This window comes from Tahibacter aquaticus (genome assembly GCF_004363655.1).
Taxonomy (GTDB): Bacteria; Pseudomonadota; Gammaproteobacteria; order Xanthomonadales; family Rhodanobacteraceae; genus Tahibacter; species Tahibacter aquaticus.
On the sequence record NZ_SNZH01000002.1, the window covers coordinates 297,334 to 316,490 of the forward strand.

Genomic DNA, 19,157 nt, shown 5'->3' on the forward strand with positions numbered 1-19,157 from the left:
GGCTTGCGGCCTGAAACGCCCGCCGGTCGGGCGGCGCTCTGCGTCGCACGATGAACGAGCACGTGCAACGCTGTTTGACGCGTGCAGATCTTGTCGCCTGCCGGTGGACGAAGCCTGCAATGTTGCATAAGAAATATGTCTGCTTTGTGGACTTCTATGAAGCGGCGCCGCTTTGCTGTCGGTTCGGGCAAAAGTTTCTCATACAGAAAATAGTTCTCCATATGAATAGTTGGCCATTTGGTGCGCGGCCACGCGGGTATTTTCTACAAGACTGCCGCCCGATCGCGGCAATACAGTGCGGAGTCGGGGCGGAAAACTGCGCTTCGGCACCTTGGCGCATTCGCCGCAGTACTTGCCGTGGCCCGGCTGCTCCGCTGGCATGTGTACGCGAGCGTACAGAGCCGATAATCTGCACCCACAGGAGTGGCGAGCCAATGAATCCGAAGAATCGACACAGCCCGGGCAAGGCAAAAGCCAAGGACAGCGCGATGGCCAATCCTGGCGCCGCCTTGAATGCGGCGCGCCGGCGCCAGGGGCTTACCCTGGTCGAACTTGGTGGCCGCTGCGGCTTGCCGGTATCGACCTTGTCCAAGCTCGAAAACGGCAAGATGGCGCTGACCTTCGACAAGCTCACGCGCATCAGCCACGCGCTGGACATCGATATTGCCGAGCTGTTCGCCAGCAGCAAGGGCAGCGACGAGCCGGGCCGTTTCGGCGGCCGCCGCAGCATTACCCGGGCGGGGCAGGGCTATGCGATCGAAAGCGACACCTACGGTCACCTGTATCCGGCTTCCGACCTGCTGAACAAACGCTTCGTCCCCATCATCGCCGAGCTGCATGCGCGCACGCTGGAAGAGTTCGGCCCGCTGGTGCGGCATAACGGCGAGGAGTACACCTACATCATCGCCGGCACGGTCGACCTGCACACCGACCTGTACGCGCCGACACGGTTGGAAACCGGCGATTCCATCTATTTCGACAGCAGCATGGGCCATGCCTACCTGAGCGTCGGCACGGGACCGGCGCGGGTACTGTCGATCTGCTCGGCCAGCGAAGCGCAGGTGCGGGAATCGGTGATTGCCGGTACGCGCAACACCGTCAGCAGCGGCGATAAAGCCCCGCGGCCGGTCGCCAAGGCGGCCAAGCCGGTCAAAGCGTCCCGGCCGGCGAAGCCGACCAAGATGACGAAGCCAGCCAAGGCACGCACCGCAGCGGCGCGGCCGAAGCGAAAATAATTTTCTGATACTGAAAATCCGGCGAACTCGTGCTAGAACAGGCCGACCTGCTGCTGCCGGACTTCTGCATGACTGCGCACCTGGCTCCGTTCGCCGATGCGGACCCGCTGATTTTCCTTTCCGGCCAGCTGGCCTTCGACGCCCACGGCCAGATCGAAGGCGATGTCGCTGCGCAGACCCGGCTGTGCCTGCAGCGCTGCCGGGCCGTGCTGCAGGGGCTGGCGCTGGATCTGCATGACGTGGTCAAGGCCACGGTCTGGCTGCGCCACGCGGATGACTTTGCTGCGTTCAATGCCGCCTATGCCGAGGTATTCGGTGAGCACAGGCCGGCGCGTTCCACCGTGGTCAGTGCGCTGGTGATTGCCGCCGCCCTGGTCGAGATCGAGCTGATCGCGCGGCGCCGCAGCGCATGAATACGGCCGGGACGGCGTGGCCGGCTCCGTCGCGCGCCTGGTGGGCGGTATCGCTGTGCTGTGTCGCGGCACTGCTGTCGTATACCGACCGCCTGATCCTGGGGCTGCTGGTCGATCCGATCCGCGCCGACCTGCAGATCGGCGACACCGAAGTCAGCCTGCTGCAGGGCGTTGCCTTTGCCCTGATCTATTCGTTCGCCGGACTGCCGCTGGGGCGCATCGCCGACCGGCATTCGCGGCGCAATCTGATTCTGGCCGGCGTGCTGCTGTGGAGTGCGGCGACCGTGGCCTGCGGCTATGCGCAGTCGTTTGCCCAGCTGTTTGCGGCGCGCGTGTTCGTCGGCATCGGCGAGGCGGCGCTGGCGCCGGCGGCGATGTCGCTGATTGCCGACTATTTCCCGCCGCAGCGCCGCGGCACGGCGACGGGTACTTTTCTGATGGGCATGGTGGTCGGTGGCGGCGCGGCGCTGGCCATCGGTGGATTCCTGCTCCAGCTGGCCGGCAACGGCTGGTTCGCCAGCTGGCCCGTGGTCGGTACGCTGGCGCCCTGGCGTGCGGTTCTGGTGCTGCTGGGCTTGCCCGGCCTGGTGCTGGGCCTGCTGTTGCTGAGCCTGCACGAACCGGCGCGGCGCGAGCGCAGCGGCGTGGCGGCACCGGGCTGGCGCGAGTCGATGCAGAAACTGGCGGCGCAGAAATCGCTGCTGCTGCCGCTGTATTTCGCCATGGCCTTGCTCGCCGTCGGCGATTTTTCCCTGCTCAGCTGGAGCCCGGCACTGCTGTCGCGGCGCTACGGCTATGCGGCCGACCAGATCGGCCTGCTGCTCGGCGGCATCGCCATGGTCACCGGCGTGGTCGCGACGGTCGGCGGCGGCTGGCTGGCCGACTGGTATGCGCGCCGCGGCGGTGTTTCGCTGCGCCTGCAACTGGCCTGCCTGGCCGCGGCCCTGGCCGTGCCGGGCAGCCTGATCGGACTGGCCGGCCCCAGCGCGGCCGTGGTGCTGGCCTGCTTCGGCCTGTGGTCGCTGTTGTCCAGCGCGGCCGGCTGCATCGGTATCGGCGTGTTGCAGCAGGTGCTGCCGAACGAGTTGCGCGGTTTCGGCACGGCCTTGATGGCGTTCGGCAACATCATCCTTGGCCTGGGTGTCGGCGCCAGCCTCACAGCGGTGTTCACCGATCGCGTCTACGCGGACGCGGCGGCGGTCGGCTGGTCCATCACCACGGTAACCCTGCCGGCCGCGCTGGCCGCGCTGGCCTTGCTGCTGCTGGCGCTGCGCCACACGCGCCGGAATGCCGTGCATGCCGGATGAGTATTTCGATGTGCTGGTGATCGGCGCCGGCATTGCCGGCAGCTCGGTCGCGGCGTTGCTGGCTGCGCATGGCCGCGTTGCGGTGCTGGAGCGGGAAAGCCAGCCGGGCTACCACGCCACCGGACGCTCGGCGGCACTGTTCAGCGAGATCTACGGCAATGCGGCGATCCGCGCGCTGACGCGCGCCAGCCGCGAGTTCCTGTTCGCACCGCCGGCGGAGTTCGCCACCGCGCCGCTGGTGCAGGCGCGCGGCACCTTGTACGTGGCACGGCGCGACCAACTGGCGCTGCTGCACGACTATGCCGGCCTGCCTGACGTGGCAGCCGCGGCAGAACGCCTCACGCCTGCCGAGGCACGCTCGCTCTCGCCATTGCTGCGGCCCGGCTATGTACAGGCCGCGCTGTATGAAGCCGGCGCCGTCGACATCGACGTGCACGGCCTGCACCAGGGCTATCTGCGCCAGCTGCGCCTGGCCGGTGGCCGCATCTTCTGCGATATGGCGGTACAGGCGCTGCGGCCCGACGGGCAAGGCTGGTCGGTACAGTGCGGCGAGCGCGTGCTGCGCGCCGGCGTGGTGGTGAACGCGGCCGGTGCGTGGGCCGACGCCGTGGCCGCACTGGCAGGCATCGCGCCCGCGCCTGTCGTGCCGCTGCGGCGCACGGTGCTGCTGGTCGATCCGCCGCCCGCTCCAGATTGCAGTGCCTCGCCGCTGACCATCGACATTGCCGAGCAGTTCTACTTCAAGCCCGACGCGGGCAAATTGCTGCTCTCGCCAGCGGATGAAACCGCCAGTCCGGCCTGCGATGCACAGCCCGACGACTGGGATCTGGCCGTCGCGGTCGACCGCATCGAACGCGCCACGCTGCTGGACGTGCGCCGCCGCGTACGCAGCTGGGCCGGCCTGCGCAGCTTTGCGCCGGATCGCACGCCGGTCGTGGGCTTCGAAGAAACTGCACCGGGTTTTTTCTGGCTGGCCGGACAGGGCGGCTATGGCCTGCAGACCGCGCCGGCCCTGGCGCAACTGGCGGCGGCGCTGATTCTGCGCCAGCCGCTGCCGCCGCACCTGCTGGCCGCGGGCGTGGATGCGGCTGCGCTGGATCCGAGCCGGACGGCCCTGGCGCGCGCCGGCTGAGCGATTTCGCCGGGGTTGCTGATCCCTGCGGCCACGATCTGCCGTATAAGGCCAGACACGCGCGGACACCCAGCCATCGCGCTGACAGGCTTATTCCATGGATGCACAACGCTGGCGCCTTGCGCGCGAACTGTTCGAGGTGGTGGTCGATTTTCCGCCGGCGCAGTGGCAGGCCGAATTGCTGCTGCAATGCCCGCACGACGCCAGCCTGCGCGAGGAAGTACTGCAACTGCTGCAGGCCGATGCCGCGGCCACGCGCGGCACCGGCATGATCGAGCGCGCGCCCGACATCGTGGCGGAACTGGCGCAGCAGCTGACCGGCCCGGCCATGGCAGCGCCAGGCGCGGCCGGCGTCGCGTCGGGCCAGCGCCTGGGCGCGTTCCGCCTGCTGCGGGAAATCGGCAAGGGCGGCATGGGTGCGGTCTGGCTGGCCGAGCGTGCCGACGGCCAATTCCAGCAGCAGGTGGCGATCAAGCTGATCCGCGGCGGCTGGGATGCGGCCGAAACCCAGGCGCGCTTCCTGGCCGAGCGGCAGATCCTGGCCAGCCTGCAGCATCCGAACATTGCCTACCTGGTCGACGGCGGCGTCGGCGACGACGGCCGGCCCTGGCTGGCGCTGGAATACGTCGCCGGCAAGGATCTGCGCCAGTGGTGCGACACGCAGCAGCTGGACCTGCGCCAGCGCCTGGCCCTGTTCCTCACCGTGTGCGAAGCGGTACAGCACGCCCATCAGCGCCTGGTGGTGCACCGCGATCTGAAACCGTCGAATATCCTGGTCAGCGACAGCGGCGTGGTGAAGCTGCTGGATTTCGGTATTGCCAAGCTGCTGGATACGCAATCTGCCGCGGTCAGCGCCACGCGCCTGTTCACGCCCGAATACGCCGCGCCGGAACAGGTTCGCGGCGAAACCGTCACGACGGCGGTCGACATCTACGCGCTGGGCCTGGTGCTGTACGAACTGCTCAGCGGCCAGCGCCCATACAAAGTAGAAAATTCCACGCCGGCTGCGTACGAGCGTGCCGTGCTCGACCAGGAACCGACCCGGCCCAGCCTGATCGCTACGCGCGACAGCGCCCAGGCGGTGCAGATTGCCGCCAACCGGCATCTGACGCCGGCACGGCTCAAGCGCGAGCTGCGCGGCGACCTGGATGCCATCGTGCTGAAGGCGTTGCGCAAGCAGCCGGCGCAGCGCTATGCCAGCGTCGGCGAGCTGATGGCCGATGTCGAACGTCACCTGGCCCAGCAGCCGGTGCTGGCGCGGCGCGGCAACTGGCGCTACCACGCCGCGCGCTTCCTGCAGCGCAACGCTGTCGCCGTGCTGTTGGCGGTGGTGGCGGCTGCGGCCCTGCTGGCCGGCCTGGGCGTGGCGCTGTGGCAGGCGCAGCTGGCACGCAGTGAACGCGATACCGCGCGCCAGGCCCTGGGCTTCATGACGACCTTGTTCGACAACGCCGACCCTGCCAAGCAGAAAGGCGAAGCGCTCAGCGTGCGCGACCTGCTCGACGCGGGCGTGCGCGACATACGCACGGCGCTGCCGCGGCAGGAAAATGCGCGGGCGCAGCTGCTGCTGACCATGGCCTCGGCCTATCTGGGCCTGCAGCAACTGGCACCTGCCGCGCCGCTGATCGAGGAAACCCTGGCCATTGCGCGGCGCCGTGGCGACAACGTGCTGGAAGCCGGCGCGCTGACCCAGCAATGCCGCCTGCTCGACCTGGGCAACGAATCGGAAAAATGCCCGGCCTTGCTCGACCGCGCCGAAAGCCTGCTCGATCCGCACGAGGCCGACCAGGCCAGGCTGATCGCCTACGGCCTGGCCCTGCGTGTATACGGTTTGCAATTGGAAAATCGCTACGCCGACATGGCGGCGGCAATGCGCCGTGGCCTGGCCCTGCTCGACGACTCGCCCGAGCACCGTTTCCTGCGGGTGGAGCTGAGCGGTCATCTGGCTTTTGCCCTGAACGCGCTCGATCGTCCGGCCGAGGCCGAAGCCGTGCTACGGCCCTTGCTGGCCCAGCTGCGCAAGGACAATGCAGCCGAACGCGTGCTGCTGCCCGACACCCTGGGCACCCTGGCCGGCATCGTCGCGGCGCAGGGCCGCAGCGAGGAAAGCATCGCGCTGCAGCGCGAAGCCGTGGCGGTGATGGAAAGCCTCTACGGCAAGGACAATCCGGCCATCTCGCAGCAGCTCAACGGCCTGGCCCGCGCGCTCAACGGCGCCGGACGCAGCGCCGAAGCGCTGCCACTGATGGAACGCACGGTGGCGCTGGACCGCAGCCGCGGCCAGGACGTGAACCCGGAACTGGCCAGCGGCCTGTGCAACCTCGGCGTGCTGCGCCTGCAGCTCGGCCAGGAAGCGGCTGCGCTGGTGGCACTGGACGAAGCCGTCAGCGTGGCCGCGCGTTCGGACATCGTCATGGAGCTGGGCCGCAGCCTGCTCTGGCGCGCCAGCCTGCATCTGCTGGCCGGGCGCCAGGCCCAGGCGGGTGCCGACGCGCACCGCGCTGCGGAGGTGCTGGCGCCGACCTACAAACCCGACAGCGACCTGATGCTGCGTATCCGCAGCGTAGCCCTGGCGACGCGCTGGCAGGCGCAGGGCCGCGCGGCGGCCACGCCGGAGTCGTGTGCCGAGGCAGCAGCGATCGCGACGGGCTTCGCGGCGGCGGCGCAAAAAAGCGCCGATGCACATTTCGCAACTTTTCTACAAAGCCTGTGCGGTAGCGGTATGCCGCAACAGGCCGATGCTGCACGGGCGAGCCTGGTCGCTGCCTTGCCGCGCGGCGAGCAGGACTTCCGCGTGCGCCTGGCCGACAGCCTGGTCGCAGCCTGGCGCGGCGAACGCAAACACGCGGCGCACTGAGGCCTGCCTGCAGGGCGCAAAAACGTCGGCTGGAGTAAGCCGCAGGCGCGCCCCGTCATCGCGGTATATCCGCCACAAAAAGCCTGTGCCCAAGGCGCTTTTGCTTCCTGTCGAGAGGAAGAAAACCTATTCGGCATGGGTTCTTTGGATAGTGAACCACCTCGATGTTGGGGTGCGCCTGGCGGCTTACTCCAACCTACGCTCGCTGGGTGCGCCTGCAATTTACCCCGGCCGACGTGAGCCGCCGTGCCGCGTTGCCGCGCGGCGAGTGTTCGTCTTCACGCCAGAGCCGGGTAGCGCTGCCACAAGCTCTCGAACTGGCCGGCGAAACAGCGCAGCAGATAGGTGTCGCTGCTCACGACCAGGTTTTCGTCGTTGCTGCTGCTGGCGCTGCGCGTCCAGTTGAAACTGCCGTTGGCGAGCAGGCGGCCGTCGAACAGGGCGAACTTGTGATGCATATGCGCCGGCCCCGGATCGAGCCGTATCTCGATGCCGCTGGCGGCCAGCTGCGCGATGTCGCTGCCGCTGTCCCAGCGCTTGTCGTTGTCGCTGACGATGCGCACCTTGACGCCGCGCCGGTGCGCCGCGACGACTTCCTCGCTGAGCCGGTCATCGGCCAGGGTGAATACGCAGATATCCAATTGCTGCCGCGCCGCGGCACACAGTTCGCGCAGTTTGCGCAGACAGGCATCGCCAGGCGTGAAATAGGCGCTGTGCACGGCGGCGGCGACATTGACCGACAGGTCCAGGGTTTTCACCACCTGTTCCAGCCAGCGCAGCAAGGCTACGGCCTGCGCCGGCTGGGCTTCGATCTGCGTGCGGGCAATATCGAATGCCGTATTGCGCAGGCGGCGGATCTGCTCGCCGGACAGCTGCGTGCCGATTTCGCGCAGCTGGAATTTCTCTTCGTTGTCGAGGCGCAAATCGGCGGCGCTTGCGCGCAAGGTCTGGTCCAGTCGCTGGAAATCCATGGAAACCTCGGGCGGCGCTAGGGAAAGGTCAGGCTGGGGTAAGCCGCATGGCGTACCCCGAGCGGCATCGTCAGTTCAGGAACGACGGTTCGCTGTCCAGAAGCACAAGGTACCGGCTATCGCCGTCGCCCAGGCCGTCAGCGGCACGCCAAGCACGCGCGTGGCGCCACCGTCGAGCGCATACAGCAGCACCGAGGACAGGATCAGCGTGGCGCCCAGTGCCAGCGGCACGATCTGCGCGCGGCCGGCGCTGGCGTCGGCATGCAGGTTGCGCAGGTCTTCCGAATGCACGCGCATCTCGATGCCGCCGCTGCTGGCTTTCTTCAGATAGTCGTGCAGCAGCTGCGGCATGTCCGGCGCGGCGGTCAGCCATTCCGGCACGCGCCGGCGCAGGGCCTTCCACATCGCTGCCGGGCCGTGGCGGTCGCGCCAGAGCCGTTCCAGCACCGGCTTGGCCACGGCCCAGATGTCGATCTTGGGATCGAGCTGGCGGCCTATGCCTTCGATGTTCAGCAGGGTTTTCTGCAGAAGTATCAATTGCGGCTGCACGGTCAGCTCGTAGCGGCGCGCGGTCTGGAACAGCTTGACCAGCACTTCGGCCAGGGAAATTTCGCTGAGCGGCCGGGTGAAGTACGGCTCGCAGACCGAGCGCACCGCGGCTTCGAGTTCGTCCAGCCGCGTTGTCGCCGGCATCCAGCCTGCCTGTACGTGCAGCTGGGCGATGCGGCGGTAGTCCTGGTTGAACAGGGCGATGAAATTCTCCGCCAGCCAGAACTGGTCGGCTTCGGCCAGCGAACCCATGATGCCGAAATCGATCGCGATGAAACGCGGCTCGACCGGGCGGCTGGGATCGACCCAGATATTGCCCGCATGCGCGTCGGCGTGGAAAAAGTTGTCGCGGAAAACCTGGGTATAGAACAGCTGTATGCCTTTCTGCGCCACCTTGGTGCGGTCGATGCCGGCCGCATCCAGCGCGGCGATGTCGTCGGCGGGAATGCCGCGTACGCGTTCCAGCGTGAGCACGTTTTCGCGCGAATGGCTCCAGAATACTTCCGGTACGTAGAGATCGGGCGAGTCCTTGAAATTGCGCCGCAGCAGGCAGGCGTTGGCGCCTTCGCGCTGCAGGTCGAGTTCGTTGCGCAGGGTCAGCTCGATCTCGGCGACGACGTCGCGCGGGCGGATCTTGTCGGCATTCGGATGGAAGCGTTCGGCCAGGCGGGCGAAATCGCGCAGCAGGGACATGTCGCCGGCGATGCGCTGGGCGATGCCCGGCCGCACGACCTTGACCACCACTTCGCGGCCGTCCTTGAGCTGGGCCGCATGCACCTGCGCGATCGAGGCGGAAGCGAGCGGTTCCTCGCTGAAGAAGGCGAACAGTTCGGCGACGTCGGCGCCGAGGGCTTTTTCCACAATGGCGCGTGCTTCGGCGCCGGGGAACGGCGGCACCTGGTCTTGCAGCTGGGTGAGTTCGTCGGCGATGTCGCCGGGCAGCAGGTCGCGCCGGGTGGAAAGAATCTGGCCGAACTTGACGAAGATCGGCCCCAGCTCGGCCAGGGCCATGCGCAGGCGCGCGCCGCGGCTGAGTTCCTCGATGTTGGCCGCGGGCCGGCCGAACAGGCCGCGTACCCAGATCAGCGGCCGGTACAGGTGAACGGCTTCGACCAGATCGTCCAGGCGGTAGCGCAACAGTACGCGGGCAATGCCGATCAGGCGCGGCACGCTGGTCAGTGGCGTCATGCGCGTTTTTCCGCGGCGGCGGCAAGCCGGGCCAGGCGGGCTTCCAGGCGTTCGCTGCGTTCGCGCAGGGTGTCGACCTCGTCGAGGAATTCTTCCATGTGTGCCGCCGCGACCAGATCGCCGCTTTCTTCGCGCAGGTAGTCGGCGCCGTCGTGCAGCAGCGCCTCGCCGCGCTCGCGGGCAAACTGCAGCGCGCTGGCGAAGGCCTGGGCGATCTTCACGCCGAGCACGTCGCCGAACAGGCGCGTGAAGGCTTCTTCGATATCGGGTCGGAAGCCGCGCACGAGTTTTTCCAGGCGCCGCGCCAGTTCCGCATCGCCGGCAATTTCCACCTTGCCCGGCGCCATCGCGGTATCGCCGCGGCGCAGTGCCATGCCGAGCAGGCTGCCGGGCGAGGCGGCGACGCGCAGGTCGCTGTCGCCGGCAGAGACCGGGCCGACTTCCAGCCGCTCGCCCGCAACGGCCAGGCGCAGCTTGAACGGTGTATTGCTGAAGTCGATGCTGAGCGCGCGGCCGTCGAGGCGGCGCAGTTCGTGGCGGGTTTCCGCATCCAGCGCAAGGGCGCGGTTGAGGATGGCTTGCAACAGCCTGCCGAGCACGGCAAGCACAGGATTGGGCGGGCGCGGAATATTCATTGGGCGCCGATTCTACGGGACGCGTGGCCTGCCACGTCAGGCGTTTTGTCGCGCCGCGCGCACCAGCCGCTGTGCCTGCGTGGCCAGTGCATCGCGCAACTCGTCCGGCAGCAGGATCTCGAAATCGAAGGGCAGGCGGGCGAGCTGGCGTGCAAACCACTCCAGGCTGTCGGTACGGGTGCGCAGCAGCACGCCGTCGTCGCGTGCCTCGAACACGCCGATGCTGCCCAATGATTCGGCCTGCACCCGGGCCAGGTCGGTGTGCAGCAGTACTTCCACGGCGATGGCCCGGGGCAGGGTGGCCATGGCCAGTTCCAGTTGCGCGGCCGCATCGAAATTGGCCGGTCGGCCGAAGCTCTGGTCCAGCGGTATGACCGTGACGATGCGGTCGAGCCGGAACGAACGCAGCTCGCGGCGCAGGTGGCAATGGCCGACGGCATACCAGCGGCCGCTGCGGAAGGCCAGGCCGTAGGCGTCGAAGTCGCGCCGGCTGCCGGCGCCGTCGGCGGCGCGGTAGTCCAGCCGGACGCGGCGCTGGCTTTGCGCCGCGGCACTGAGTTCGAGCAGGGCTGCGCTGTCGGTGGCCGCCGGCGTGTGGCTGAGGTCCAGCGTCACGGTCTCGGCCACTGCGCGTATGCGCTTCTGCAGCGCCGCGGGCATCACGCGCTCCAGCTTGGCCAGTGCACTGGCCACGGCCGGCGCCGCATCGGCCAGACCCAGGCGGCGCGCCGCGAGCAGGCCCAGCGACAGAGCCAGGGCTTCATCGTCGCCGAACACCAGCGGCGGCAGCTTGAAGCCCGGCACCAGGGAATAGGCGCCGTAGCGGCCGCGCTCGGCCATGATCGGAATGCCGATGTCTTCCAGCACGCGGATATAGCGGCGCAAAGTGCGCACATCCACGTCCAGGCGCTGCGCCAGGTCGGTGCCGCTGAGGCGGCCATGCGCCTGCAGCAGTTCAAGCACGGTCAATACACGGGAGGCGGGATGGCTCATGGCGACCTAGCATAGTTCGAATCAGGGCGGATACCGCCCTCATTCAAACCGTCAATGGCGCCACCCAGGCCGCCGCGCAGATCGAACGTCCCACACCGCTGCACGGCCTGCCATCCGATCCCGTCGTTTCTCCAGCCCCCGGAGCTTCCATGCAATCCGCCGCACAACTCTGGCTGTTCTTTGTCGTCGTGCTCGCCGTCGTGGTATTGCCCGGCATGGACATGGCCTACGTAGCCGGCAGTTCGCTGGTCGGCGGGCGCCGCCAGGGCCTGCTCGCGCTCGGCGGCATCGTGCTCGGCAGCATCTGCCACGTACTGGCTGCGGCCCTGGGCATAGGGCTGCTGATCAAGCTCGTGCCCGGCCTGTTCAATGCACTGTTGCTGGCCGGCGCGCTGTACCTGGCCTGGATTGGCTGGTCGCTGCTGCGCAGCCGGACTGCGTCGGCACTGCACGCCGATGCACCGCGCCTGTCGGATCGCGCCGCTGTCGTGCGCGGCGCGCTGACCTCGCTGCTCAATCCCAAGGCGTATCTGTTCATGCTGGCCATCTTTCCGCAGTTCATCGATCCGCAGCGCGGCGCGCTAGGGCTGCAGGTGCTGCTGCTTTGGCTGATCATTGCGCTGACCCAGACCGGTGTTTACGGCGCGCTGGCGCTGGGTGTGGCGCAGGCGCGCGGCTGGCTGCAGCTGCGGCCGCAGGCAGGTCTTCGCATCCACCAGGGCGTGGGCCTGATGCTGGTGCTGGTGGCGGTGTGGACAGGCTGGGCGGGCTGGCGCGGGCAGTGAGCCCGGCCATGGTTTCGCAGGGGCGATGTCACGGCGACGCCGCTGGCCGCGGCCATGGCAAGTAGTAGCATTTTGCGCAAAAAATATTTTGTCGCGACCGTGAAGCGTCCGGCGCGCACGTAGGCAAAGACGCCCTGGCGAAAATCCCCTCAGGGCCACCAGCTCACCCACGAAACGATGCTGCTGCGGCAGCGCCAGAGGGCGTCGAGGCGGCGTCCGCCAGGCCAGGCGGGTTCCTGTGCGCGGCGCCGACTCCGTCCCCGCCCCGCATCGGACCGTTTGCACAGGCCGAGGAACGACCGGCGGTGCGCCCGGTGCGCCGAAACCGGTCCGGATCATGTTTTCTGTTCTTTCCCGTTAGTGCTGGCCGGCGATGGCGCGAGGGCGCTTCCTCGCCGCGTCCGGCCGCCATTGGCGCCGGTTCGCACCGAGGAACTGCTCGCGACGACATCGACCTCCGGCCGTTCGATTTCATTGGGAGTTCAATGCTCATGCACCCGTTTTCCCACCGGCAGCGCCTTGCGCTGCTGCTGCTCGCCGCCTTTCTGCCTACGCAGCAGGCCGCCAGCCAGGTCTCCTATCAGGAGGAGTACGCCAAACTGATCGAGTCGGCCCAGACCATGGCGCCGCTCAAGAGCGATCTGTTCGGCGACAAGACCAGCCTCTACAACGGCTCAACCGAGTTCATCCAGACCGACGTCAGCCTGCCCGGCAACAATGCCTTGCCGGTGTCCTTCGGCCGCCGCTTCGCGGTGGAGAACCGCGGCGCTGCCGGCCTTACCAGCAACCGCTACGACCTGGGCGACTGGGACATCGAAGTGCCGTATCTCAGCGGCGTCTATGCCGAAGGCCAGGGCTGGACGGTCAGCATCGGCAATACGCTTGCCCGCTGTTCGGGACCGGCCAATGCCGACCAGGCGCAGCCGCCAGACGTGGCATCCAACGGCGATAACGTACTCGCCTCGCAATTCTGGCAGGCGCCGTCGATGTACATCCCCGGCACCGGCAGGCAGCCGTTGCTGTTCCTGACCAACCAGAACATGCCCAAGCCGACCGACGGGGCGACGTATCGCTGGGTCACCAAGGACAACTGGTTCCTGTCGTGCATCACCGGCGGCAACGTGGGCAATGGCCTGGGCGAGGGTTTCATCGCGCGGTCGCCGAGCGGCGTGAAATACACCTTCAACCATATGGTGAAGCTGACGTATCCGCCGATCCTGCGCGAGCGCAAGGACGCCAACGGCGTGCAGCGCAATACCGTGGTCAACCGCGAAGAGGTGCGCCTTTACGCCACGATGGTGGAGGATCGTTTCCAGAACGAAGGCGGCGTGACGCTCAAGTTCCCCAACAACTACGTCAAGTACACCTGGGACGGCAACCAGCTGCGCACGATCACCAGCGGCGACGGCCGTGCACTGACGCTGACGTATAGCGGCAATCGCATCGGCTCGCTCAGCGATGGTACGCGTACCTGGACTTACGGCTATGCCAATCCCACATACCGGTCGCTGACGTCGGTGGTGCTGCCCGACGGCAGCAACTGGACCTACGACCTGGTCGATCTGGCCGACGGCCGCACCAAATATCCCATTAGTGGTCCGGTGAACTTTGTCGGCCCCCAATGCAACAAGCGGCGCGAAATGGCGCCGGCGGGCGGAATCAACGTACATACCGGCAGCATGACGCATCCGTCGGGTGCGACCGGTGTATTCCAGTTCGAAATCCTGCGCCACGGCCGCTACAACGTCGATCTGCTCTGCGACGAGGGCCAGTCCACGATATCGGTCGATCCGCAGTATTTCGCCGGCATGTATCCGGTGCAGTTCGAGATCAACTCGCTGACGAAAAAGACCATCACCGGCGCGGGCCTGCCTGCGGCCGGACAGGCCTGGCAGTACGAGTACGAAATCCTGCCCGGCGCCAACCGCTGCGATCAGTCGGGTAACTGCAACATTGGCCCGCAAAGCAAGGCCGTCACGCTGATCGAGCCGGACGGCTCGCGCACGGTGAATACCTACGGTGTGCGTTACGGCGAGAACGAAGGCCAGCTGCTGGGCATGAAGGTCTATTCGCCGGCGGCGGCCTTGCTGCGCGAGCAGACCTTTGCCTACGTCACCAATGCCGAGGCGCCGAGCCACCCGTTCCCGCAGGCCATGGGCGAAGTGCTCAACCCGCGCAGCGACAACATGTCGTCGGTGCAGCTGCGTCCGCAGAAAGAGCGCATCACCGTGCAGGACGGCGCCACCTTCCGCTGGCAGGCCCTGGGTTTCGACCTGTTCGCGCGCACCACCGACGTGAGCCGTTCCAGCACCCTGGTGGGTGCGCCGCGCGTGGAACGCACCAGCTACCACGACAACTATGCACATTGGGTACTCGGCCAGGTGGCCAAGGTCGAGCACATCGCCGACGGCACGCCGATCCAGACCATCAGCGAAAATGTGTACGACGTGAGCAAAGCGCAGCTGCTCAGCGAATCGAGCTGGGGCAAGGTGCGCAAGAGCTACAGCTACTACGTTACCGGCATGCTCGCCAGCGTCGCCGACGGCGCCGCGCAGACGACGACGTTCGCCAACTATTTCCGTGGCGTGCCGCGCTATATCGGCTATCCCGACAGCAACAGCGAACAGGCTGAAGTCGGCAACATCGGCAATATCCTCTGGGTCCAGGACGAGCAGGGCTACCGGACCACGTTCGGTTACCACCCGACCTCGGGCCGCCTGACCAGCATCACGCCGCCGGCATCCGACGTTGTCGCCTGGTCGCCGACCAATATGCTGTTCGAGAAGATCAACACCGCCGAACACGGCCTGAACACGGCTCACTGGCGCCACACCACGACGACGGGCAACCTGAGCAAGGTCACCTATTTCGATGCGCTGCTGCGGCCGGTTTTGGCGCGCGAGCGCGACTCGGCCCGCCCTGGCCAGGACCGCGTTACCGTGCGCCGTTTCGACGAGCGTGGCCGCGAAGTCTTCGCTGCCTATCCGCAGTCGGCCATGCCGAGCAGCTTCACCAATACGCTGCCGGGCACGCAGACCGTCTACGACGCGCTGGACCGCACGCGCTTCGTTTACCAGAACTCGGAAAACGGCGTGCTGGAAACCAAGACCGAATACCTCGCCGGCTTCAAGCGCAAGGTGACCGATCCGCGCCTGAAGGAATCCACTACCGCGTTCTGGGGCATGGACGAGCCCAGCTACGATCTGCCGGTCGAAGTGCTTGCGCCCGAAGGCCTGAACATGACGATTCAGCGCGACATCTTCGGCCTGACCAAGCGCGTGCGCCGCGCGGCAGTCGTCAACGGCTCCACCCTGACGGTCAGCCGCAACTACGTCTACGACGCCAACCGCCGCCTGTGCAAGCTGTGGGAAAACGAAACCCAGGCGAACTATTTCGGCTATGACGCGGCCGACAATGTGGCCTGGACCATCCGCGGCTTCCCGTCGTCGATCTCGTCGAGCCAGTGCGACTACGCCGAATTTGGCACCACGCCGAAGACCACGTATACCTACGACGCACGCAACCGCCTGCGCGACACGGTCTATCCGGCCGGCACGAGCAGCGTCTTCCAGACCTACTATCCGGACGGTTCGCTGCAGACCACGTCGGCCGGCAATAGCACCTGGACCTACGAATACAACAAACGCCGCCTGCTGGAAAAAGAAACGCTGCAGTACGACGGCAAGACCTTCGTACTGGACTGGGCCTATGACAGCCTGGGTTCGGCGCAGTCGCTGACCTATCCCGATGGCAGCATGGTCGACTACGCACCCGATGCGTTCGGCCGCCCGACCCAGGTCGGCAGCTATGCCAGCGGCATCAGCTACTACCCGAACAATGCCACGGCGCAATTCACCTACGGCAACGGCGTACAGCACACGCTGACGCAGAACGCACGCCAGCTGCCGCTGCGCAGCAAGGACAGCATCGGCAGCACGGCCATCCTCGATTACGAATACGACTACGACAACAACGGCAATGTCGCGCAGATCGACGACTTCGCCCAGGGCGGACTGGAAAGCAAGACGCTGGCCTATGACGGGCTCAATCGCCTGATCGCCGCCACCTCGGGGCTGTGGGCCGGCACGGCCACGTTCGAGTACGACGCGCTGGAGAACCTGCGCCGCATGCAGGTCAACAACCGCATCCACACCTACACCATCGATACGGCACGCAACCGCGTCAGCCAGCTGGTCTCCAATCTCGGCCCCACGCTGAACCTCAGTTACAACAACCAGGGCAATCTGGTCGGCAAGGGCAGCCAGAGTTTCGTATTCGACCTGGCCAACCGCATGACCTCGGCCACCGGCCCGGGCGGCAGCGGTGGCGAAAGCTATGTCTACGACGGCCATGGCCGCCGCGTATCCATTCTTAAAAATGGTCAAAGCACCAAGAAATACACGGTCTACAGCAAGGAAGGAAAACTGCTGCACGAACTGGATGCGACGGGTGCGCCGACCCATTACATCTATCTGGCCGGCAGCCTGCTGGCGCGCCTGCAGAACGGCGTGGTGACCAACGCACCGGTGCTGTCGGTCAATCCGCCGAACAAGACCAGCGGCGATTTCACCGTGAGCTGGACCAATGTGCTGAGCAACGGCAGCTACAAGCTGTCGGTACGCCGCGGCACCAGCGCGCCCCAGGTAACGACCCTGCCATGGACCACGCTCAACAAGCTGTATTCCAGCCCCGACGGCGGCACCTACACCATCGGCCTGCAGGCTTGCCCTGCGGTCGGAGCGTGCAGCGACGCAAACCCGCTGAGCTATGGCGTGACACCGAAGAAAGTGGCCTCGGTCAGCGTGCCGCAGGTGCAGCAGTCGGGCCCCTACAGCATCAGCTGGCAGGCCTCCGTCGATGCGAGCTATCGCGTCGAACAGTCGGCCGACAACGGCGTGAACTACTCACTAGTAACGGCCAGCACGGCGAACACGTCGGTCCAGTTGCCGGGCACGGTCGCGGGCACTTACGTCTACAAGGTCACCGCCTTCAACAGCTGGGGCGATCGCGGCGGCACGGTTTCCGGCCCGGTCACGGTGGTACCGCCGAACACCTGCGACACGGTCACGACGCTGGCCACGCCGGTCATTACGCCGATCACCCTGGATAGCCCGAACGGCTATACGGTGCGCTGGACCGAGCCGAATTGCGCAACGGCCTATACCGTGGAGGAGTCGACCAACGACGTGAACTGGACAGCGGCACCGGGCTATGCGGCGCCGATCAATCTGGCCGAGGCGGTGTTTACCGGCCGCGCCAATGGCACCTACTACTACCGCGTGCGCGCCAGCCGGCCGGGCAACACACCGGTGCCGTTCAGCGCCTACAGCACGTCGAAGTCCATCGTGGTTTCTGTGTCAGTCGATCCGCCGATTCCGGCCAATGTGCGCCTGGCCAGCACCGGCGTCGTCACGGGGCCGATCATCCATCTCACCGGCAACACCAGGCGCGTCGATGTGCTGTGGGACGCCGTAGCCAACGCCACCAGCTATGTGGTCAAGCGTGTCACCGACCATACCCAGTGCGCTGGTGGCGACGGCGAGCAGACCGTAACCGGTTCGCCGCCGCTCGCCATCCTGGCGAACCAGGCCGTGCCGTACATCTGTGGCGGCCATTCCCAGGCACCGACGGCGTACGAGTTCCAGGTCAAGGCCTGCATCGGCAGCAACTGCTCGCAGTGGTCGTCCATTGCGCGAGTGGAAGTCGATGCACCGGGTGGCGGTGGCGGCAATGGTCCGAACGCGATCGAAGCACTGCAGCCGGTCTACTACCACACGGATGCACTCGGCAGCCCAGCCGCCGAAACCGACGCCGTAGGCACCATCTCGACGATCAAGCGCTTGTACTACGAGCCCTACGGCGGGCCGCTGGACGGCATCTACAGCGACAAGCCCGGCTATACCGGCCATGTCGCGGATTCGACCACGCAGCTGAACTACATGCAGCAGCGTTACTACGATCCGATGCTGGGGCGGTTTTTGAGTGTGGATCCGGTAGAAGTCAACAAGCAGACTGGCGCCAGCTTCAACAGATTTGCGTATGCGGGCAACAACCCCTACACGTTCACGGATCCTGACGGTCGCGAATACGGCGCTGCATATGCCACCATTTTCAAGGCTGACTCTGGAATTCCGCTCGCGACCGACGATGGAGGCAAAGCGATCGGGATAGTCGTCGATTTCATTCCGGTAGTTGGTGACGTGAAGGGCATTGTGGAAGCGATTGCAGATCCAACGCCAATCAATATCGCCGGTGCCGTGATCGGTCTATTTCCAGTAGGCGGAGACATTGCCAAAGCGGCGCTCAAACATGGGGACGAGGTTGCCGCGCTCGGCAAGGCAGCCCCCGATTTTGATACCGCTCGACGCACCGCATTCGAGAACGCAGGAATGACGGATGCATCCAAAGTGGAGTTTTCCAAGATGGACGAAGCAACCGGTACTGTTGTGGAGTTCAAGGGTGAAGGTGGAGCAAAGGTTGGTTATGATGGACCCCACGCGAGTCCGGGCCCTCACCACGACACTCAGCACATCAGCTGGCAGTCAGCTGGAAAGCGAGGCGATGGCGGCGCAAAACGCGGCAACGAACCCTACTCGGGAGAGCGCCATCCGTCCCGCCCGGATAGGAAAGACCAATGACGGAATCAGCGTCGACGATGCCATCAAATAGTGTGCTCGAGGATCTGGCAAAGCACGCAAGGCTTTGCTTGTTGCAGACAAATGACGCCTACAAGGTGCTCGAAAAAATTGCGGTGTTGCATGTATCGGATAGGGCTCTCGTATACTGGTGGCAAGGGCTACATAATGTTCAGGCACGTCTGAGCTATGGAACGGCTTCCACCGATGGGCTCGATCTCCTGTCGGAACAGCTAGAAAAGCTGGATAGTGAAGAGATTTATCTTGTTGCAACGGATGATCAGCTTGCTCCTTGGCCAGTGTTCGTATGTTGCAGGCATGATGTCAGAGGTGTCCTCGCTGATATGCCTTTTTTCGAGTATTTCATCTCGACAATGGACTGCTCGGTTTTGATCTTTGATACACATCACAACGAACTGGTTTTGTCGATAGCCAAGAAATTCGACTGAATCTGTGG

Annotated in this window: 12 protein-coding genes; 8 read left to right on the forward strand and 4 right to left on the reverse strand. The window is 65.9% G+C overall.

Annotated features, from left to right (window positions below):
* The first annotated feature begins 434 nt into the window (after nt 1–434).
* The 5 genes from DFR29_RS04135 (at nt 435) to DFR29_RS04155 (ending at nt 6,944) form a co-directional block, all read left to right on the forward strand.
* Nucleotides 435–1,235: a helix-turn-helix domain-containing protein gene (locus DFR29_RS04135; protein ID WP_208113502.1), complete on the forward strand. Its 801-nt coding sequence runs from the start codon at nt 435–437 to the stop codon at nt 1,233–1,235.
* A gap of 68 nt (nt 1,236–1,303) precedes the next feature.
* Entirely contained in the window at nt 1,304–1,648 is a 345-nt protein-coding gene (locus tag DFR29_RS04140; RefSeq protein WP_133817300.1) for a RidA family protein, read from the forward strand.
* Nucleotides 1,645–2,955 (forward strand): MFS transporter, encoded by a 1,311-nt coding sequence (locus tag DFR29_RS04145; protein ID WP_133817301.1) that lies wholly within the window; start codon nt 1,645–1,647, stop codon nt 2,953–2,955. Before DFR29_RS04140 ends, DFR29_RS04145 begins: the two co-directional genes overlap by 4 nt.
* A complete protein-coding gene (locus tag DFR29_RS04150; protein WP_133817302.1) occupies nt 2,945–4,087 on the forward strand; it encodes an NAD(P)/FAD-dependent oxidoreductase in 1,143 nt (380 codons plus the stop codon). The genes DFR29_RS04145 and DFR29_RS04150 overlap by 11 nt, the downstream gene beginning before the upstream one ends.
* A 97-nt stretch (nt 4,088–4,184) precedes the next feature.
* Nucleotides 4,185–6,944, forward strand: coding sequence for a serine/threonine-protein kinase (locus DFR29_RS04155; protein WP_133817303.1), 2,760 nt, complete (start codon nt 4,185–4,187; stop codon nt 6,942–6,944).
* 278 nt (nt 6,945–7,222) lie between these two features.
* Here the strand turns inward: DFR29_RS04155 and DFR29_RS04160 are convergent, their stop codons facing one another.
* The 4 genes from DFR29_RS04160 to DFR29_RS04175 form a co-directional block, all read right to left on the reverse strand.
* Complete coding sequence (locus DFR29_RS04160; protein ID WP_133817304.1) at nt 7,223–7,915, reverse strand: phospholipase D-like domain-containing protein; 693 nt, start codon at nt 7,913–7,915, stop codon at nt 7,223–7,225.
* A 75-nt stretch (nt 7,916–7,990) separates the two neighbouring features.
* Nucleotides 7,991–9,652 (reverse strand): ubiquinone biosynthesis regulatory protein kinase UbiB, encoded by a 1,662-nt coding sequence (gene ubiB / locus DFR29_RS04165; RefSeq protein WP_133817305.1) that lies wholly within the window; start codon nt 9,650–9,652, stop codon nt 7,991–7,993.
* The gene (locus tag DFR29_RS04170; RefSeq protein WP_133817306.1) at nt 9,649–10,287 is read right to left on the reverse strand and encodes a ubiquinone biosynthesis accessory factor UbiJ; all 639 of its coding nucleotides are present in this window, start codon (nt 10,285–10,287) and stop codon (nt 9,649–9,651) included. The genes ubiB and DFR29_RS04170 overlap by 4 nt, the downstream gene beginning before the upstream one ends.
* A 36-nt stretch (nt 10,288–10,323) precedes the next feature.
* Nucleotides 10,324–11,280 carry a helix-turn-helix transcriptional regulator gene (locus DFR29_RS04175; RefSeq protein ID WP_133817307.1) on the reverse strand — a complete coding sequence of 319 codons (957 nt, stop codon included), beginning with the start codon at nt 11,278–11,280 and terminating at the stop codon, nt 10,324–10,326.
* A 149-nt stretch (nt 11,281–11,429) separates the two neighbouring features.
* Between DFR29_RS04175 and DFR29_RS04180 the strand changes: the two genes are divergently transcribed.
* From DFR29_RS04180 to DFR29_RS04190, 3 genes are all read left to right on the forward strand, one after another.
* Nucleotides 11,430–12,065, forward strand: a complete 636-nt coding sequence (locus DFR29_RS04180; RefSeq protein WP_133817308.1) for a LysE family translocator — start codon at nt 11,430–11,432, stop codon at nt 12,063–12,065.
* A gap of 491 nt (nt 12,066–12,556) precedes the next feature.
* Nucleotides 12,557–18,703 carry a polymorphic toxin type 47 domain-containing protein gene (locus DFR29_RS29610; RefSeq protein ID WP_208113503.1) on the forward strand — a complete coding sequence of 2,049 codons (6,147 nt, stop codon included), beginning with the start codon at nt 12,557–12,559 and terminating at the stop codon, nt 18,701–18,703.
* The gene (locus tag DFR29_RS04190; protein WP_133817310.1) at nt 18,700–19,149 is read left to right on the forward strand and encodes a hypothetical protein; all 450 of its coding nucleotides are present in this window, start codon (nt 18,700–18,702) and stop codon (nt 19,147–19,149) included. Before DFR29_RS29610 ends, DFR29_RS04190 begins: the two co-directional genes overlap by 4 nt.
* Nucleotides 19,150–19,157 lie beyond the last annotated feature (8 nt).